This window comes from Lysinibacillus sp. FSL M8-0134, from assembly GCF_038069745.1.
GTDB lineage: Bacteria > Bacillota > Bacilli > Bacillales_A > Planococcaceae > Lysinibacillus > Lysinibacillus irui.
In genome coordinates this window covers 1,136,839-1,155,159 of record NZ_JBBPAJ010000001.1, presented here as the reverse complement: position 1 = coordinate 1,155,159, position 18,321 = coordinate 1,136,839, and the positions used below count along the sequence as shown (strand labels likewise).

General features: G+C 36.4%; 10 protein-coding genes and 3 pseudogenes. 3 read left to right on the top strand and 10 right to left on the bottom strand.

What is annotated here, in order from left to right; translation table 11 throughout:
- Nucleotides 1–739: 739 nt before the first annotated feature.
- The 4 genes and pseudogenes from MKY49_RS22985 to MKY49_RS05550 form a co-directional block, all read right to left on the bottom strand.
- Nucleotides 740–1,966, bottom strand: a complete 1,227-nt coding sequence (locus MKY49_RS22985) for an isopeptide-forming domain-containing fimbrial protein (protein ID WP_445928414.1) — start codon at nt 1,964–1,966, stop codon at nt 740–742.
- 12 nt (nt 1,967–1,978) lie between these two features.
- A pseudogene (locus MKY49_RS22980) lies at nt 1,979–4,588 on the bottom strand (isopeptide-forming domain-containing fimbrial protein); the annotation flags it as partial.
- A gap of 30 nt (nt 4,589–4,618) precedes the next feature.
- Nucleotides 4,619–6,679 (bottom strand): annotated as a pseudogene (locus MKY49_RS22975) (lectin-like domain-containing protein); the annotation flags it as partial.
- A 1,432-nt stretch (nt 6,680–8,111) separates the two neighbouring features.
- Nucleotides 8,112–9,469, bottom strand: a protein-coding gene (locus MKY49_RS05550) for an IS3 family transposase (protein ID WP_274793488.1) whose coding sequence is annotated in 2 segments (ribosomal slippage) — nt 8,112–9,016 and nt 9,016–9,469 — 1,359 coding nt in all. Because the reading frame shifts where the segments join, the coding sequence is not laid out codon by codon here.
- Nucleotides 9,470–9,682: 213 nt separating this feature from the next.
- Between MKY49_RS05550 and MKY49_RS22970 the strand changes: the two are divergent.
- Both MKY49_RS22970 and MKY49_RS05545 read left to right on the top strand, forming a co-directional pair.
- A pseudogene (locus MKY49_RS22970) lies at nt 9,683–9,836 on the top strand (tyrosine-type recombinase/integrase); the annotation flags it as partial.
- 420 nt (nt 9,837–10,256) lie between these two features.
- Nucleotides 10,257–10,577: a general stress protein gene (locus MKY49_RS05545; protein WP_144787983.1), complete on the top strand. Its 321-nt coding sequence runs from the start codon at nt 10,257–10,259 to the stop codon at nt 10,575–10,577.
- Nucleotides 10,578–10,882: 305 nt separating this feature from the next.
- Here MKY49_RS05545 and MKY49_RS05540 read toward each other — a convergent pair whose 3' ends face one another.
- The 6 genes from MKY49_RS05540 to MKY49_RS05515 all read right to left on the bottom strand — a co-directional run bounded on the left by MKY49_RS05540 (nt 10,883) and on the right by MKY49_RS05515 (nt 17,611).
- Nucleotides 10,883–12,238: a YjiH family protein gene (locus MKY49_RS05540; RefSeq protein ID WP_274796097.1), complete on the bottom strand. Its 1,356-nt coding sequence runs from the start codon at nt 12,236–12,238 to the stop codon at nt 10,883–10,885.
- 551 nt (nt 12,239–12,789) lie between these two features.
- Complete coding sequence (locus MKY49_RS05535) at nt 12,790–13,557, bottom strand: IucA/IucC family C-terminal-domain containing protein (RefSeq protein WP_274796095.1); 768 nt, start codon at nt 13,555–13,557, stop codon at nt 12,790–12,792.
- Complete coding sequence (locus MKY49_RS05530; protein ID WP_274796093.1) at nt 13,554–14,381, bottom strand: ABC transporter ATP-binding protein; 828 nt, start codon at nt 14,379–14,381, stop codon at nt 13,554–13,556. Before MKY49_RS05530 ends, MKY49_RS05535 begins: the two co-directional genes overlap by 4 nt.
- Nucleotides 14,382–14,426: 45 nt before the next feature.
- Entirely contained in the window at nt 14,427–15,467 is a 1,041-nt protein-coding gene (locus tag MKY49_RS05525; RefSeq protein ID WP_322611444.1) for a FecCD family ABC transporter permease, read from the bottom strand.
- The gene (locus tag MKY49_RS05520) at nt 15,460–16,476 is read right to left on the bottom strand and encodes a FecCD family ABC transporter permease (RefSeq protein ID WP_312505283.1); all 1,017 of its coding nucleotides are present in this window, start codon (nt 16,474–16,476) and stop codon (nt 15,460–15,462) included. The genes MKY49_RS05525 and MKY49_RS05520 overlap by 8 nt, the downstream gene beginning before the upstream one ends.
- 130 nt (nt 16,477–16,606) lie before the next feature.
- Complete coding sequence (locus tag MKY49_RS05515; protein WP_322605924.1) at nt 16,607–17,611, bottom strand: ABC transporter substrate-binding protein; 1,005 nt, start codon at nt 17,609–17,611, stop codon at nt 16,607–16,609.
- 362 nt (nt 17,612–17,973) lie between these two features.
- Here MKY49_RS05515 and MKY49_RS05510 point away from each other — a divergent pair, with 362 nt between their 5' ends.
- Entirely contained in the window at nt 17,974–18,282 is a 309-nt protein-coding gene (locus MKY49_RS05510; protein ID WP_274796089.1) for a CotD family spore coat protein, read from the top strand.
- The last annotated feature ends 39 nt before the right edge of the window (nt 18,283–18,321 follow it).

Sequence of the window (18,321 nt, the reverse complement as noted above, 5' to 3'; positions counted from 1 at the left end):
AAGAGTCACTTCGACTCAATTGCTTCCTACCTTTGATGAAAGTAGTCTGTCCTTTTTTGGAATGAACGTTCCATAACGAAAGTGATTATACTCTTTTTTACTCCTAGTAGTCAAACACAATTAAATACTTTTATTTACATGAAAATAAAAATGAACAGCAATTGGGGAATGAAGTACTCGATTATTACTACCTTTTATGGTATAATAAGTCAATTCTCCTTCTAAAATTAGGATGATCTTCTCCATATGGATGGAAATGAGCTTCAATTCCATTATCATCTTTATCTATCTGAAAATATAGAACTCGATGATTCTTACAAGAACTTTCCCAAATTTTTTTGAATTTAATATCAGATTTTATTAAAGCTTTTAAATCCATACCATATCACCTCGTTAATCTTATAAATTAATTATCCTAATTATCACCATAAATATCCAGTTATTTTAGAAAAAGGGTTGTTCAATAAAATTGTCCTTAATTGAAAAAAGACCCATTCCTTATTAAAGAAATGCGACCGATGTTGAAAGAACGTTTTTCATCTAAAGTCCCTGGCCTAAAATAGTTTAAACACATAGTTATTTTTACTAAAACACCATTATAGAAACGAATGCATCTGTTCGATATCTGATACAATGCTATTAAATGTAATTTTAAACAAAAACAACAGTACCTTTGGTTACCCAATTTTGGATATACTTTCAGGTACTGTTGTTGTTGGTTAATTAATAAATATCTTTTCTAAACTCTTTTTCTATTCAGAAGACCAAAAAGTGCAAATCCAACCAAGAGAATACCGATAAGGTTCATAAAACCTGTCTGCTTTTCACCTGTTTGAGGCAATATTTGCTGTTTCTCTTTTTTCGTATAGTCTTCTGGGGTAATATTACTTTCATTGGTATTACTATCAATACTATTAGCATCTTTACTAGTATTACTGTCTGTATTAGAACTGCCATTCATACCAATATTGCCGTCTGTATTGGTATTACTATCCGTACCAGTATTATCCTCTGTATTAGTATTACCATCCGTATCAGTATTACCGTCTGTATTAGTATTACCATCCGTACCAGTATTACCGTCTGTATCAGTATTACCACCCGTATCAGTATTACCATCCGTACCAGTATTACCATCCGTACCAGTATTACCATCCGTACCAGTATTACCGTCTGTATTAGTATTGCCATCCGGAACTACCTGAACCACTTCTGTTTTAGCTGGAGGTGTTGTAATTTCATTATTTTTTGAGTCATATGCAATTGCTATGTTCTCTATTGTTGCATTTAAAGCACTTGGTAACACTTTTACGCTGAACTTAATAGTAGCTGTTTCCCCCGCTTTTAATACGACAGGTTGAATAATTAACTCACCATTTTTCCAAACATCAGTATCCATTAATTCTTTGCCATTTAAAATAGTAGACCCTGGAACTAGCTCAACATGAGCAGGTAGTTTATCTTTGATTGTACCATTCCAAGATTCAATTTTTTCTTCGTTTTTAGCTTCAATTGTATAGGTTATAAGACTACCTATATTTGCTTTTGCTTTATCTACTTCTTTAGTTAACTTTATATCAACCGGTAAAACTTGGATATCCGTACTTGGCTTATCCGGATCATCAATATTGTCTCCACCAACAGCAGCAATATTTTTGATTTCCTCGCCGGATTGTCCCGACAAGATTTTAGCTTCAAATGAGACTGTATACCATTCCGTATCTTTCACATCACCAAATTCCGCGATTACAGCGCCATTACTGAATGAACCTTTACCATTATGACTAACTTTAATACTATCTTCTACATATTGTATGCCTGTAGGAAGCTTGTCTGTAATCGTAAAGTTTTTAATGATACTTTCAGATACTTTATTACGTGATTTAATTGTATAAACTATCGTGTCTCCAACTTCAAAATTGTTCTTTCCTGTTTGTGCATTTACAGCAGTTTTACTAGATTCCAAAATTGGATTACGTGGATAGACATTGACTACCTCTTCTGGTTTATCTGGAGTTGGAATATTATCGCCTGTAACTGTCGCTACATTTTTAATATCCAATCCTGCTTGACCCACTTGGACTTTTACTTCAAACGTTAGTTCATGCCAGTTTGTATCTGTAATATCACCGAATTGGCCGGTTACAGTGCCGTTGGCATAATGGCCTTTGTCTGTATCTTGTTCATCCGTTACTGCTACGCCATCTACTTTTAAGCTACCTGATTGGTACTCAAGTCCTTTTGGTATCGCATCCGAGATGACTAAGTTTTTAACTAGACTATCTGCTAACGTATTTTGCGTTTTGATTGTATACAGAAGCGTATCTCCAACCTCTGGGTGATCCTTATCTGTATTTCCTGAAGCCTTTTCTTTAATAGTCGATGATTTCTCCGACGCTAGTTGTGCGCCACGTGGATAAACATTGACTACCTCTTCCGGTTTATCTGGTGTTGGGATATTATCGCCTGTCACTGTCGCTACATTTTTAATGTCCAATCCTGCTTGACCCGCTTGGACTTTTACTTCAAACGTTAGTTCATGCCATTTTGTATCTGTAATATCACCGAATTGGCCGGTTACAGTGCCGTTGGCATAATGGCCTTTGTCTGTATCTTGTTCATCTGTTACTGCTACGCCATCTACTTTTAAGCTACCTGGTTGGTACTCAAGCCCTTTTGGTATCGCATCCGAGATGACTAAGTTTTTAACTAGACTATCTGTTAACGTATTTTGCGTTTTGATTGTATACAGAAGCGTATCTCCAACCTCTGGGTGATCCTTATCTGTATTTCCTGAAGCCTTTTCTTTAATAGTCGATGATTTCTCCGACGCTAGTTGTGCGCCACGTGGATAAACATTGACTACCTCTTCCGGTTTATCTGGGGTTGGAATATTATCGCCTGTCACTGTCGCTACATTTTTAATATCCAATCCTGCTTGACCCGCTTGGACTTTTACTTCAAATGTTAGTTCATGCCAGTTTGTATCTGTAATATCACCGAATTGGCCGGTTACAGTGCCGTTGGCATAATGGCCTTTGTCTGTATCTTGTTCATCTGTTACTGCTACTCCATCTACTTTTAAGCTACCTGGTTGGTACTCAAGTCCTTTTGGTATCACATCCGAGATGACTAAGTTTTTAACTAGACTATCTGTTAACGTATTTTGCGTTTTGATTGTATACAGGAGCGTATCTCCAACCTCTGGGTGATCCTTATCTGTATTTCCCGAAGCCTTTTCTTTAATAGTCGATGATTTCTCCGACGCTAATTGTGCGCCACGTGGATAAACATTGACTACCTCTTCCGGTTTATCTGGTGTTGGAATATTATCGCCTGTCACTGTCGCTACATTTTTAATATCCAATCCTGCTTGACCAGCTTGTACTTTTACTTCAAACGTTAGTTCATGCCAGTTTGTATCTGTAATATCACCGAATTGGCCGGTTACAGTGCCGTTGGCATAATGGCCTTTGTCTGTATCTTGTTCATCCGTTACTGCTACGCCATCTACTTTTAAGCTACCTGATTGGTACTCAAGTCCTTTTGGTATCGCATCCGAGATGACTAAGTTTTTAACTAGACTATCTGCTAACGTATTTTGCGTTTTGATTGTATACAGGAGCGTATCGCCCACCTCTGGGTGATCCTTATCTGTATTTCCTGAAGCCTTTTCTTTAATAGTCGATGATTTCTCCGACGCTAATTGTGCGCCACGTGGATAAACATTGACTACCTCTTCCGGTTTATCTGGGGTTGGAATATTATCGCCTGTAACTGTCGCTACATTTTTAATATCCAATCCTGCTTGACCCGCTTGGACTTTTACTTCAAACGTTAGTTCATGCCAGTTTGTATCCGTAATATCACCGAATTGGCCGGTTACAGTGCCGTTGGCATAATGACCTTTGTCTGTATCTTGTTCATCTGTTACTGCTACGCCATCTACTTTTAAGCTACCTGGTTGGTACTCAAGCCCTTTTGGTATCGCATCCGAGATGACTAAGTTTTTAACTAGACTATCTGTTAACGTATTTTGCGTTTTGATTGTATACAGAAGCGTATCTCCAACCTCTGGGTGATCCTTATCTGTATTTCCTGAAGCCTTTTCTTTAATAGTCGATGATTTCTCCGACGCTAGTTGTGCGCCACGTGGATAAACATTGACTACCTCTTCCGGTTTATCTGGGGTTGGAATATTATCGCCTGTCACTGTCGCTACATTTTTAATATCCAATCCTGCTTGACCAGCTTGTACTTTTACTTCAAACGTTAATACATGCCAATCCATATCCGTAATATCACCGAATTGTCCTGTAATAACCCCATCTATAAAATGGCCTTTATCTGTATCTTGTTCATCTGTTACTGCTACGCCATCTACTTTTAAGCTACCAGGTTGGTATGCAAGCCCTTTTGGTATAGCATCTGAAATAACTAAATTTTTAATCATGCTATTAGAGATAGTATTTTGGGTATAAATCGTATACAGTAATGTATCTCCAACTTCTGGATTTGTCGCATCAGTATTAGCAGCAGCTTTTTCTTTTAGCACTGCAACTTTTTCAGATTGTAGGACTGGTCCCTTTTCATTAACCAACGTAGATACTTCATTCGTATTCGTTGTTTCTTCTGTATTTGTTAATAAATTTCTATAGTTTACTTGCGCTTTATTAGCTACAGTTGTTCCAGCACCACTTAGTAAAGCTTTTACTTTAAATTGAACAGTAATGCCATCTGGTAAAGAACTAGTATTTGGCAAGTCTCCTAGCTTAACAATGACTTTATCGCCATCAAAATGGCCTTTGTCGCTGTCATTTGCATCTGTTAGATCGCCTGTACCTTGGCCGTTGGTAATCTTTAATGAGCCTGGAACATATTCAGTACCTGCCGGAATAGCATCTTCAAATATTGCATTAGATGCAACATCTCCTCCGTTATTCTTAATGGTAACTTCATACGTTAACTCATCACCAGCAGATACTTCTCCTTCCGGTGAAACGGTTTTTTCTGCTGTCACACAAGGTACTGTTCCTAGGAAAATATCATCTAATAGATTACCCCAACGTTGATCTCCACCTGCTGCTTCGATAGAGTTAAAAGCAAACCTTGTTGTTGTTTGTTCTGCTGGTACTGTGTAAGTACCTGAGTAATATACCCACTTATCTTTATCAGTCGTAATTTCTTTAACTGTCGGAAGGCTTTTTGGATCAATATTTGCTGACCCTATTTGTACAGACATTGTATCGACACCTAGCCCTCCCTTATGAGCTAATCGCCAATAGATCGTTTGGCCTGGTATCGTTTCAACATCTTGATATAATGCTGATACTTGTTCAGCATTCAACTCAGCATATTGATTCCCATTTGGAGGGTTAATTTCCATACCTCCATAAAGGTATTCTGATTTCATAATTTGAATAAATTTATCGGATGCTGATGTTTTCCATCCTGGAACTTCACTTTCCAAGAAATACTGCCATGCATGTTCAGATCCTGGTGAACCTGTATCTCCCGGCATTCTTGCAGTCGGCTCTTCAAAACTACCATTAATCAATGCTACTGGTGCTGGACATGATTCTGTTGGCGGATCAGTTGGTGGTTGGTTCGAAGCTGGGATTGTTGCCGTATCTTCTTTACAACCAATAGTGGCTTTAAGCGTATTATCCATAGAATAATCAGCATTTTTTAAAACTGCATGTATTTTTCCTTCTGTATCCGAAACTAAATCTGCCAGTGCTTCTCCGTTTGGCCCTGTTAATACTCCACTTGTTGAAGTGAAAGTATCAAGAGATGCTCCTGAAACTGGATTGCCTAATGGATCTAATAAAGTTGCTGTCACATTATATTCCCCAGAATTACCGATTGGCTCTGTCGCTAATTCCACACTACTAGGCGCTTGCTTGTAATTATTTTGAGGATTAAGTGTCGTAATAGGAGCCAAATCATTCACAAAATACCAGCTATTGATATCATGGTTCTCATAATTAGGATATCCTGTTGACGCGGTAAACCCAGCATGAATCGGTTGTCCGCCAAATATAGCACCAAGGTCTACGTTGTTCACACTTAGAACTATATTAGAACTAGCCCTATCCGGTGAAGTACCTAAACGAACCTGAACAATCTGGCTTAAACCGTCATAGTCGATCCAAGAATAATACTGAGTACCGTTAGATAAAACAAAATTGGTACCATTATCTGTATTATACTGATTCAAATCTGTAAATCGACCTGTCTGATTTACCACTGATCCATTTTCTGCAAGTCCAATGTAATTTGAAGATGGATCTTTATAAACATCGTTTAAGAATGTATCATATTTAACGGCAAAGCTTGGGTTTATACCATAATATCCCAAACCGCCTCCATCTGCCTTTTCGCTAGTTGATTTAGTTGAAATCGTAAAGGTCAATCCATCACTTGCACCTGCAGGATTTGCATTATTCATACTAAAAGAAAATGCTGTACTAAATGAATAATTGTTTTTAGGACACATTGCATCTTTGTTAAAGACGGCTCCACTTTGTAGAGGAGTTGCAGATGTCAAGCGAATAATATCGGAACCACCCGGTACCGCTGCAGTTCCATTTAAAGTAAATAATTGATTCACTGTATCCATTGGAAAATTATCGAACTTATACGTAAGCCAAGGATTAGAGCCAGTAGCATTTGCCATAATATCTTGGTCTGTATAAGTAATGGCTGCATCTTGCGAAGAAGACATTTCTGAAGAAGTATGATTGTCTTCTGTAGGCTGTTCTTTAATAGGTTGTTCTTCTTCTGGTGTTTCTTCAATTATTTCCTCTGGAACTGCATTTTCATCTGGTGCTGTATTCTCATTAGATGTTATATTTTCATCTGATGTTGCCTCAGTAGTTGATGGCGTTTCAGAGGGTACAGGTGTAATGTTCAATGGCTGTGAATAAAAAATTTGACTATTTTGCTCCATTGTTGCCTGAATATTTACATTATCAGTAAGACTACTAGAAAGGGATAAGGAAACTCTTTTCTTATCTCCTACAAGAGTAAATTTGGTCCAATCCACAAATACTGTTTGAGTGTTTTCATCATAAGTTAGTCCTTCTTGCAAAGGATTATCCAATTTCAGGGATAACCCTTCTGGCAGTTGCAACTTTGATTTAGTATCTGTATCTTGTCCTTCTTGTAAGACTAAGTCCAAAGAGATTACTTGGTTTTCTACTTTAAACTCTTGAATTCTCTCATTTTGGCCTTTCTCAGTAAAATACAAATTATCTGTATAATTATTTATTAACTCCTCTGCACTAGCTACAGAAATAATTGAAGAAGACAGACTTTGAAATAGTAATACGAAAATTAGGAATATGCTAAGTTTCCTAGAACAATATATGCTACGTCCCATTATTCTCCTCCTATGTAGTTGTAATATTTACAATCAAACTAAGTAACTCCCCCTTCTAAATAGAAATTTTTTATTAAAAACAATATCCCCCCTTTCAAGGTTTTTTGGATTTAGAATATCTTCCGAGATTAATATCACTTCTGGTTTTACCATTAGTCACTTCATTTTCCACTATATTCATAATGATTATCGTTTTATCTTAAAATAAAATTAATAGGTTGTAGGAATTATTTACCTATTAATATAATTCGCACATACAATTTCATTTTTTTAGTTAAAAGAATTAATTAAAAAGTAAAAATTTAACATTATAATAGACTGTTAATTAAGTGATTTGAATTATTATATAATCATCACGCAAAACCTTATGCTTATTATCCTCTAATACTTTTTACTCTTTTGGGTAATAATGTTATTCTCCTGTATAAAATAAAAACCTTGATACAGCAACGAATGCCTGTACCAAGGTTTTAAATTTTCTCATCACTATATTAATAGTATACTAAAAGAATTTTATACAATTTTATTATTGACAACGAAATTTTATTATTAAAGACAAATATATATTATTTATTTTCAAAAATTCTAGGTAAATATATTGTTCATGTAACTAAATCCAAGCTTATTCCTTAGAAGAATTAAGCTGCTTTTCTTACTAAAGAAATTGGATCTATTACAAAAAACACCCATTTATTTGATCTGACCCAAAAAAGTTAGACATATTTAGTTAAGCTACTTCTAAGACCTGAGTTCGGTACTCCACCGGGCTTAGGTCTTTTAATTTTGCCTTCATTCGTTTGTGATTGTAATAGTGAATATAGTCATGAAGTTCCTGTTCGAAATGTGCCATGGATTCAAATTCTTGTAGATACAGGAGTTCAGATTTTAATAAGCCAAAGAAATTTTCTATGACTGCGTTATCTAAACAATTGCCCTTACGGGACATACTTTGCGTAATCCCATGTTGTTTTAAGGTTCGTTGATACTTTTTCATTTGATAGTGCCAACCTTGATCCGAATGAAGAACGACTTGATCACCTGATTGAATGCGCTCCAATGCTTGTTCTAGCATATCATGGACGAGGTTATACACTGGACGATTCATTACCGTGTATGCAATAATTTCGCCATTACATAAATCAAGGACTGGTGATAAATAGCGTTTCTCACCAAATAGATGGAACTCTGTCACGTCTGTTACCCATTTCTCGTTCATTTTTTTCGCTGTAAAATCACGTTGTAATATGTTTGGGGCAATTTTTCCGACTTTTCCTTTATACGAACGATATTTCCTCATGCGGACTTCACATTTTATGCCAATGGCATTCATCAAACCGTTAATCGTTTTGGGATCATGAACAATGCCGTATTTTTTAAGTTCTTTAGCAATCCGACGATAGCCATAACGTCCCTTATGTTCATGATAAATGGACTGAATTGCGACTTTCACATCAGCGTATTTATCAGTACGATTCAAACGCTTTTCCCAGTAATAATACGTACTACGTGGAATATCAGCGACTTTGATTAATTCCACCACTTCATAGATTTCCTTTAGTTCGTAAATTACTTGCGCTTTGATTTGGTTGGTAATTTTTCTTTCATTTGAACTAAAGTATTCAACTTTTTTAAGTAGGCATTCTCCATTTCTAATTGTTTAATACGTGCTGTTAACGCCTCAACAGACCCTTCAGCTGGTATTGATTTCGTTGTTCTTTTTGTGTCTTTTTTCATGGATGGACGCCCCTTTTTCTTGGAAACAAGAGCATCATAACCACCAACTTCAAACTTTAATTTCCAACCCCGAATTAAGCCAGAAGATGAAATATTAAAGAGAGCAGCTGTATCAACTGAAGATGTACCTGTCTCGTTCATATAATTTAGTACATTCATTTTATAGTCAGCTGAATAGTTTGTATAGGACTTTAAGAAAGTCTCTACACCATTTTTTTGATATCGGCGAACCCATTCACTTACAACCCTTTTTGTCACTCCGATGTCTTCTGCGATTTCAATCATAGATTCATCTCCATTTAAGTATCGCTGGACTGCTTGAATACGTTGTTCAGCCTTTACTTTTGCCATAAAAAAACCCCCGTAAAAGTTAGATTGGTGTCTAACTTTTACGGGGCAGTTCATTATACATGAGTGTCTTTTTAAATTAAAGTTAAATTTATTTAATTTTAAAAGTATCTACTGTAAAAATCCTGTCTTAGCTTTCCTCTCTGCTTAGCGTATATCTTTGTAGTCTCACTCTTTTCATGACCCAGTAAACTTTAAATGACATCATTTGGCGCACCTTGTTTGTTTATTACGGACAGAAGACCGAAAGGCAAATGAGCATTGATAATTTAAGATATATTATCAAGCGCATCTCAAATCGGGCTGGTATAAAAAGTATACATCCGCATCAATTACGACATAGTATGCAACGCATATGTTTAATAACGGTTATTGAAAACAATATGTTTTTAATGTAAGCGATGAATCTCCCTCGATTTTTTTTCCTGTTGATACCTTTTCCATGCTTCGGATAACATGTGTCTTTCACTCTCACACCTTTCTATTAGTTCAATGAAAGATTTTTTCATACAAGGATTTTCAACAACCTAAAAAATAGTGATAGTTTCGAACTCTAATTAATCAAAAAGGCATTTTCCTTGTTACCAGGAAAGCGCCCTATTCTTGAATAAGGTACAATCCCTAAATAGAACAGTGCCCAATTATAGAATAACAACTTACAATGTTTTCGAGTTGTTCATTAGTATTCCATTAGTTGTGCCACTCTAACATAATTAAAACTAAAAAGATGTTTTATTTATTCAATTTAGTGGAATAGATTGAATGTGAACATATATAGGAGGGATAAATAATGACAGTCAAATTGACAGTAGAAAACGTAGTACAGGCGAAACAAGAAGTGGAGAAATTAGAAGCACAAGGATATCTTCGAGATAACATTTACATCTTTGCCCACTACGAAGAACGTGAAGATGATATTAACGAAGCACTCGGGACAGAAGAAGCTGGTATTGGCGAGCAAGGGTTCCTGACTACTATGAAGAACCTGGTGAATTCCCGTGGAGATGAACTCCGCAACGAGTTAGCTTCTGTCGGATTAAGTGAATCGGAAGCTGCTCAATTCGAAAAGGAACTGGATACAGGTAAATTGGTCATTGTTGCCAATAAGTAAAAACAAACTCGGGAAGTAAATTCCCGAGTTTGTTTTTCATTTTACAAGTCCTCCTCGTATTCCGTCGACTCTGTATTCCAGATAGCCTTTCAACCAAGTCAGTATAAAACATCCTTCTTTATTGTCAATGAAATTTTCATCTTCTTCATTAAAGAATCTTCTTCGATAATATGGCTCGATTATGGAATAAGAAAAAACCCTGCATATAAACACAGGATTTTTATTCAAAATTTGTTATAGATTAATGATTCTTATCTTAAAATGGTGATCTATTATTTTTTAAAACTAAACTTCCTTTTCCTTATTTAGAAGAGTAAGTGACCAATCAATGCTGCAATTGGTAGAGTGATCAGTGTACGCAGGATAAATAAAACAACTAAATCGAAGAATTTCAATGGAATTTTTGTACCCAGAATAAGGCCACCCACTTCTGACATATAAATCAGCTGTGAAACAGATACCACTGCAATAACAAATCTAGTAACATCCGATTCGATTCCTGCTCCTAAAATTGAAGGTAGGAACATATCGGCAAAGCCTACAACCATCGTTTGAGCCGCTTCTGCTGCTTCAGGTAAACCGAGTACTGTTAAAATTGGCTCAAATGGCTTCCCTAAAATCACAAAGATGCTTGTAAATTCGGCAAGCATTAAGGCAATTGTTCCGAAAGCCATTACAATCGGAGCAACTCCAATCCATAAATCAATGACATTTCTAGATCCATCTTTTAAAAATTGACGTGGATCTCGGTTTGCATGGGCAACAGCAAGGGCGTTTTCTAGACCATGTGAGACAGAATTATAGCCTTCTGGCAATTTTTCACGCGAATAGTCTACTGGCGTACCATCTATATATGTATCTTCCTTCTTTGCAAGTGGATAAATTCTTGGCATAATAATGGCTAACACAATCCCACAAAGCACAACTGTTAAATAATAAGGAATAAAATAGCGTGCCAGGTGCACAGTATCCAATACAACGATACAGAATGTGATAGATACAACCGAGAAACTTGTCGCAATAATAGCTGCTTCTTTCTTCGTGTAGTTCCCCATCTCATATTGCTTACTAGTCATTAACACACCAATCGTACCATCACCAACCCATGATGTAAGAGCATCGATTGAAGAACGACCAGGACTCTTAAATAGGGGTCGCATGATTCTTACCATCATTGTGCCGAAAAATTCAAGTAAACCGAAATTTGTTAAAAAAGGTAAGAGGAATCCAGCAAATAAAAAAATGGTAAATAGGAACGTCACAAGTCCACCATTTGGATCCATTAGTAGTCCACCAGTATTTTCATTGTTGATCGCAGACGGTCCAAAATTAAAGACAACCATGGAAGCAAAAATTAATCCGATAAATCGTGTTATCGTCCAAAACCAGTTTACATAAAACAATGTATCTAAAATACTAGGCTCTTTCGCATTTTTTCGAGGAATAAATTTAGCAATAAGTGCTCCAAATGCTGAAATTGCAAACATTAAGATCGTAAAGTAACTAATAACTGGAGCCACAATCCCCGCAAGAATATTTGCTAATATTGCTATTGGTACTTTCCACCCCTCTTCAGTTAATACCGGTGTCATGAATAAGAAAATACCGATTAAAGAAGGAATAATAAAATAGAAATATGTAGAACTAGAATATTTTTTCATTTTTTTATAAAACCCCATTTCTCTTTTTACGCAAGAAAGCTTGATCATTATGTATTTTTAGCTAGTCATATAGAAATTTGCTACTATAACATTCATACCAAACAAAATTACCTGTAACTATTTTAATACATACCAACAATACATATAGTGTTAATAATTAACTATATTACTTTCCTCCCCTTTGATTGTTGCCACGTTCTACGAGCTAGGATATGCCGTTTTCATTCAATACCTCTTTCCTCCCTCTGTTATAGAACTATTATAAAAACTTTGAAGTTTTGAGTTTTAGCCAGAAAAAGACTTACTTCATTCATGTTTTTATAACATAATTGTGTTATAAAACTATTGTAAACGCTACAATATGTTTGGTTCAACCTTACAATTTTCTGAATATTTATACATGTAATTATTGTTTTGTTATACTTATATAATAATATATTCTAAAATAAACTTCATTCTAGATTAATGAAAAAAAGAACGGGGCTGAAGATAAAATAAGTGAATAGACAACTATACAATGATAAGTTGTCTATTCACTCACTTTGGGATTATTATGGTCTTTTTATTTTAGGACAGGAGATGCAAAAGTCTTTTGTTTCATCAGAGGTTTGATAGTAGAAGCAGCACGTTTTTCTCAGTCGAACTGGATGCTCGGATTCCTCAATTGTCACTTTAGGTCCACAATAGTGGGTCAAAGGATTTTTTCTTTCACCAAAAAGGATACCTGGCGCTTGCTTTACTATGTAATGATAATCTTCTTGGATTCGTGCTAGCTCTTGCTCGCTGGCATCTTCTTTTAATTTTGTTTCATATAACCAATTGACATAAATTGCGGTGTTTTCCCACAAGATTGTTTTTGGAATCTTCGTTATAATTGTTAAAGATTGCCATACTTTCGCAAGATTGTCCGCAAAAATTCCTCTAAGAACCTCATCACGCCATTGATTACGGTCTAGTATAGGCTCTGAGACCGTGCTATCGATTAATCGAATTTTGGGAAGCCACGGCTTTGCATTATTTTCTGCTTCTATCCAGATATTGTCGATATGAACAGGTATACCTTTATCAAATCTCGACATCGCATAAAACGCTGAAGCCATAGTTAAAACACTGTAGCGCTTAGCAAATAGCGATGCTGTAACGAGAATAGATGGAGATTGGAAGAAAGGTGCAATTTTTTGTAAATATTTTAAAGCTTGTTTAGTATTCAATAATTCTTGAGCGCATAAAGAGTAGTTTGAATCTAAAATGGGTTCCTTCGTCAATCGATAATCTCTTACAAGTATGGCTATTTCTTCAGCTGACAGTTTTACACTCAACTGATCCCTACCTCCTCTAAAATCTCCTCATTCACTGATCGTCCTTTACCATGAGGGACACATAATGGCGTACTAAATAACGGATCTTTTATTATGGTACAGTCCATACGAAAGACAGCCTGTACCATCTCGGCTGTTACCACTTCCTCAGGTTTACCTTGCGCATAAATTTGTTTATCGCGCACAGCAACAATATGATGGGCATAGCGACATGCTAAATTTAAATCATGTAACACCATGACAACAGTACGGCCTTCATTTTCATTTAAATCAAATAGTAAATCTAAAATTTCTACTTGATGAGCCATATCTAAATAAGTTGTGGGCTCATCTAGTAAAATAAGATCTGTATTTTGAGCCAATGTCATGGCAATCCACACACGTTGCCTTTGACCGCCAGATAATGCATCCACTGGTCGATCAGCAAATTTAGTCATCTGTGTAACCGTAAGTGCATTCTCCACAATTTTTTCATCCTCAGTAGACCATTGCTTTAACCAGCTTTGATGGGGATAGCGACCTTGCTTAATCAATTGTTGGACGGTTAATCCTTCAGGCGCAACAGGACCCTGTGGTAAAATAGCTAAACGTTTTGCCACTTCTTTGGTAGAAATGGCATGTAGTTGATCATCTTCTAATAGAATGTCACCTGACTTCGCTTTTTGAAGTCGTGCAAACGTTCGAAGTAGGGTGGATTTTCCACAACCGTTGGCACCTACCAGTACCGTTATTTTCCCTTTAGGTATTTGAAGATTCAAATCCTCCAAAATAAGATTATCTCCATAACTAACATTTAAATCTCGTGCTTCTAAGACATTTCTCATATTCCTGTCACCTTCTTCTACGCTTTCCTATTCTTCTATATTAATTTATTGATTGCGCGTTCTAAATAGTAAATATATAAAGAAAGGTGCGCCAATTGCAGCTGTAAATACACCTGTTGGTAAGTCCTTTGGTAAAAAGGCTGTTCGTGCCACAATATCGGCTACGATAACAATAATGCCACCAATAATAGCTGTCACCGGAATTAATCCAGCAAAGGATCGCCCCACAAGCATTCTACTAATATGAGGAGCTACTAATCCTACAAAGGCAATTCCACCAGCAAAAGCGACTGCTGAACCGGCTAGCATCACACTAATAAGTAAAAAAAGTAAACGATACCTTTGCACTTTGACCCCTAGCCCTATTGCCATTTCGTCTCCCAGTTCCTTTACATTCACCGTTCTTGCCAACATAAATGTTAATGGCAATAAAATGGCCACCCACGGTAAGAGTAAATACACATCCTGCATATTCGCCCCATATAAACTACCTGTTAGCCATAAATAGGCCTTCGTTGTCGCTGCCACCTCACTCATAACAAGTAACATGGTCACAACTGCCTTTGCTAAAGCAGAAATACCAATCCCAATGAGGACCATGCGAATAGGTGTTACGCCTTTTCTCCACGAGAGAAGATAGATGATAAAGGAGATTATAGCAGCACCTAATATAGCAGCTAACGGTAAAAATTGAATGCTGATTGACCCCATACAATACACGATAAAGATAATTGCACCCATGGATGCTCCACTCGTTATTCCGATAATATCTGGAGCCGCAAGTGGATTGCGGATAATTCCTTGTAATAGTAACCCTGCAACACCTAGCGCAGCACCAACTAACAATGCCATCAACACACGCGGGAGCCTTAATGTATGTAAGACAAAATCATAATCCCTATTACCATAGCCGAATAGTTCTTTCACCACTGTGAATGGATGGATAAACTCACTACCCGCAGATAGAGCAAGGACTGATATGATGCCTACTAATAAACTTAGCAGAAGTAACACCCAACAAGTTCTTTTGGCAATTTGAAAAGATATGCGATTAGATTTCGTTCGAACCGACATATAATTAGACATTTTTCGCTAACCCCTTTCGTGCAATATAAATAAAGAAAGGAGCTCCGATTAAGGCAGTCATTACACCAATTGGGAGTTCTAACGGCATCATAACATATCTAGCTGCCATATCAGCTAACAGTAGCAATATCGCTCCTAATATTGCACTATACGGAATAATCCAACGATAATCTGTACCAACAAGATTGATGGCAATATGAGGGACAATCAATCCAATAAAACCGATTGAACCTGCTACAGCAACTGAACTACCTGCAAGTATGATAATGATGATGCCTAGAGTAATTTTCGTGATCATTGTTCGTTGACCTAAACCTTTTGCAATATCATCACCAGATTGTAAAATATTGATAGAACGCCCCATTAATATCGCCACGATTGTTACTATTAAAATAAAAGGTAATACAGGTACAAGCATTTCAATGCTACGTCCTGACACAGACCCCGCTAACCAAAAAAGGACGCTTTGTAAACCCTGTTCATCAATTACTAAAAGCCCTTGCGTAAACGAGACAAATAGAGCTGTAATCGCTGCACCAGCTAATACTATTTTAATTGGTGTTAAACCATCCCTACCTAATGAACCTAAGAAAAACACCATTGCTCCCGCAATGCCCGCCCCTAAAAAGGCAATCCACATATAGCTCATTAAAGATTGAATGGAAAAAAGAGTAATGGCACTGACAATAAAAAATATGGCTCCTGCATTGATTCCTAAAATATCAGGAGCTGCTAAAGGATTTCTTGTTAATGCTCGCATTAATGCCCCTGCTATAGCAAGGCTTGCGCCAACTACTGTAGCGATTACAGCTCTTGTAAATCTAGATGTTCGAATAATAACATGCTCCTTATCAGCAGCATCAAAATGAAACATGGCATCGTAGATTGACGAGAAAGGAATGGGAGTTTGACCAATGGCTATGCTAATGATAAATGCCAGCAAAAGAAACATACAACTGATGAATAAGCCTGTTTGTTTCATCGAAGTACTAGAAAGAATAATTCTCATTTTTATGCCAACTTTCTGATCCACATTTTATCTTATGAATAGGGTTGTAGTTTTCGAAATCTCTAACACTACAGGAGAGGGCTGTTGTTCAAGCATTCTCCAACACCTTAAACAGCCCTTATCTCCTTCACTATTTTTCTAATTCAAATTTGTCATAAATATCATCTAACATTAAATTAGCACTAATAATCCCACCAGCTAGATTCCAATTTATTTCATCTACTTGATAAACCTGATTTGCCTTTACAGCATCAAGCTCTTTCCATAGTGGATGATTTGTCCACTCTTCATAAACCTTTTTGACTGCTTCATCATTTTCCATAAACATATAAATAACATCAGCATTCATTTGTGTAATGCTTTCTTTGTCTGTTAGTTTCACGATTTCCAATGAATCATCTGTTAAATTTTTAGGGCCTTGAAAGCCAAGCTCTGCTAAAATAGAGCCCGCATACCCAGTTACATATATTCGTGCATGGTCTGCTCTGAAGTTAACAACAGATACATGGAATGGCCATTTATCGCCCAGCTTTTCTTGAATTTTTGTTTGGAAATCAGCCACTCGAGTATCCCAATCCCCTAATACCTCTTTAACTTTTTCTTCTTGATTCATTGCTTGCCCCATCATTTCAGCTGTCCCTTTGAAATCGAAAACCGTTTCATGAGCAACTGTTGGTGCAATCTGAGATAACTGATCATAAATTTCCTCATGACGGACTTTAGAAGCAATGATTAAATCTGGTTTAAGCTTTGCAATTTCTTCAAGATTTGGCTGAGTTTCTTGTCCAACAATTGCAACACCATCAAGATCATTTTTTAAGTAATTATAAATAGGTGCTTCAGCCCAAGATTCTACTACCCCAACTGGCTTAATGCCCAACGCTACTGCCACATCTGTAGCCCCTTGGTAAAGGGTAACGATTTTTGTAGGTGTTCCTTTAATTGTGGTAGTGCCCATTGCATGTTTAATCTCTCGACTAGAGGATTCCGTGTTACTTACTTCTGATTTGTCATTTTCTTGTGAACTACTGGAGTTCGATGTTGACTCCCCACATCCAACTAATAAGAGCGCAAAGCTAAGTAGCAGTGTAAAAAATATAAAAAAGTCTTTCCTTTGTAGCGATAATTTTGGCATACATATCCTCCTAAGATTTAATTAATAACGATAATCATTATCAATTAAAGAGTATACTGTACGACTGTTTTAATGACAATATCTATTTTTTCAAAAAACGTACTCTTTTCATCAAAATTTATTTTAAATAAAAAATTCAGGACATTGATGTATTAGTTTTGACAGTAAAGAAAAAGGTTAAATCCTTCATCTTGATACTTTTATTTCACTCCTAGATGTAGGCAAGTTGATTTTATAATTTCTACCAAATTAGCTACTTGTTAGATTTACCTATGCATTAATAGGCAAATAAATAGACCCTATCGACATATATCTCATATCTTAATAATGAACTACAACTTATCAAAACAGGAGGTTATAACATGTTTCAACGAAGACGCCATCCGGCGAAAGGTCCACACTGCTGTCCGCCACAAACAATGCCAACGCAATTTGATCCACCACAATTTTTACCACCAGAGCAATATGTACGCACAAATTATATCCATACAGTTGTTCCACACGTACAACCAGCACATGTAACAACAGTGAACAAACATATGATTGATCATCAATACTATTTCCCATGCACAGAATCTGTCGTTAATGAATGCTGTGAAACACATACAATGTGCGGTATGCCGCCTAACCCTTGCCATATGCCACACCATCATAAACATATGGGGTATTAATAAAAAACTGTCTAACCGTACACAGAAATTTAGACGAAA

What these genes read in the sequence shown, in the direction of transcription:
- MKY49_RS05545 (WP_144787983.1), top strand. Translation starts at nt 10,257, where the DNA reads ATGACAGTCAAATTGACAGTAGAAAACGTAGTACAGGCGAAACAAGAA.
- MKY49_RS05540 (WP_274796097.1), bottom strand. Translation starts at nt 12,238, where the DNA reads ATGAAAAAATATTCTAGTTCTACATATTTCTATTTTATTATTCCTTCT.
- MKY49_RS05530 (WP_274796093.1), bottom strand. Translation starts at nt 14,381, where the DNA reads ATGAGAAATGTCTTAGAAGCACGAGATTTAAATGTTAGTTATGGAGAT.
- MKY49_RS05525 (WP_322611444.1), bottom strand. Translation starts at nt 15,467, where the DNA reads ATGTCTAATTATATGTCGGTTCGAACGAAATCTAATCGCATATCTTTT.
- MKY49_RS05520 (WP_312505283.1), bottom strand. Translation starts at nt 16,476, where the DNA reads ATGAGAATTATTCTTTCTAGTACTTCGATGAAACAAACAGGCTTATTC.
- MKY49_RS05515 (WP_322605924.1), bottom strand. Translation starts at nt 17,611, where the DNA reads ATGCCAAAATTATCGCTACAAAGGAAAGACTTTTTTATATTTTTTACA.
- MKY49_RS05510 (WP_274796089.1), top strand. Translation starts at nt 17,974, where the DNA reads ATGTTTCAACGAAGACGCCATCCGGCGAAAGGTCCACACTGCTGTCCG.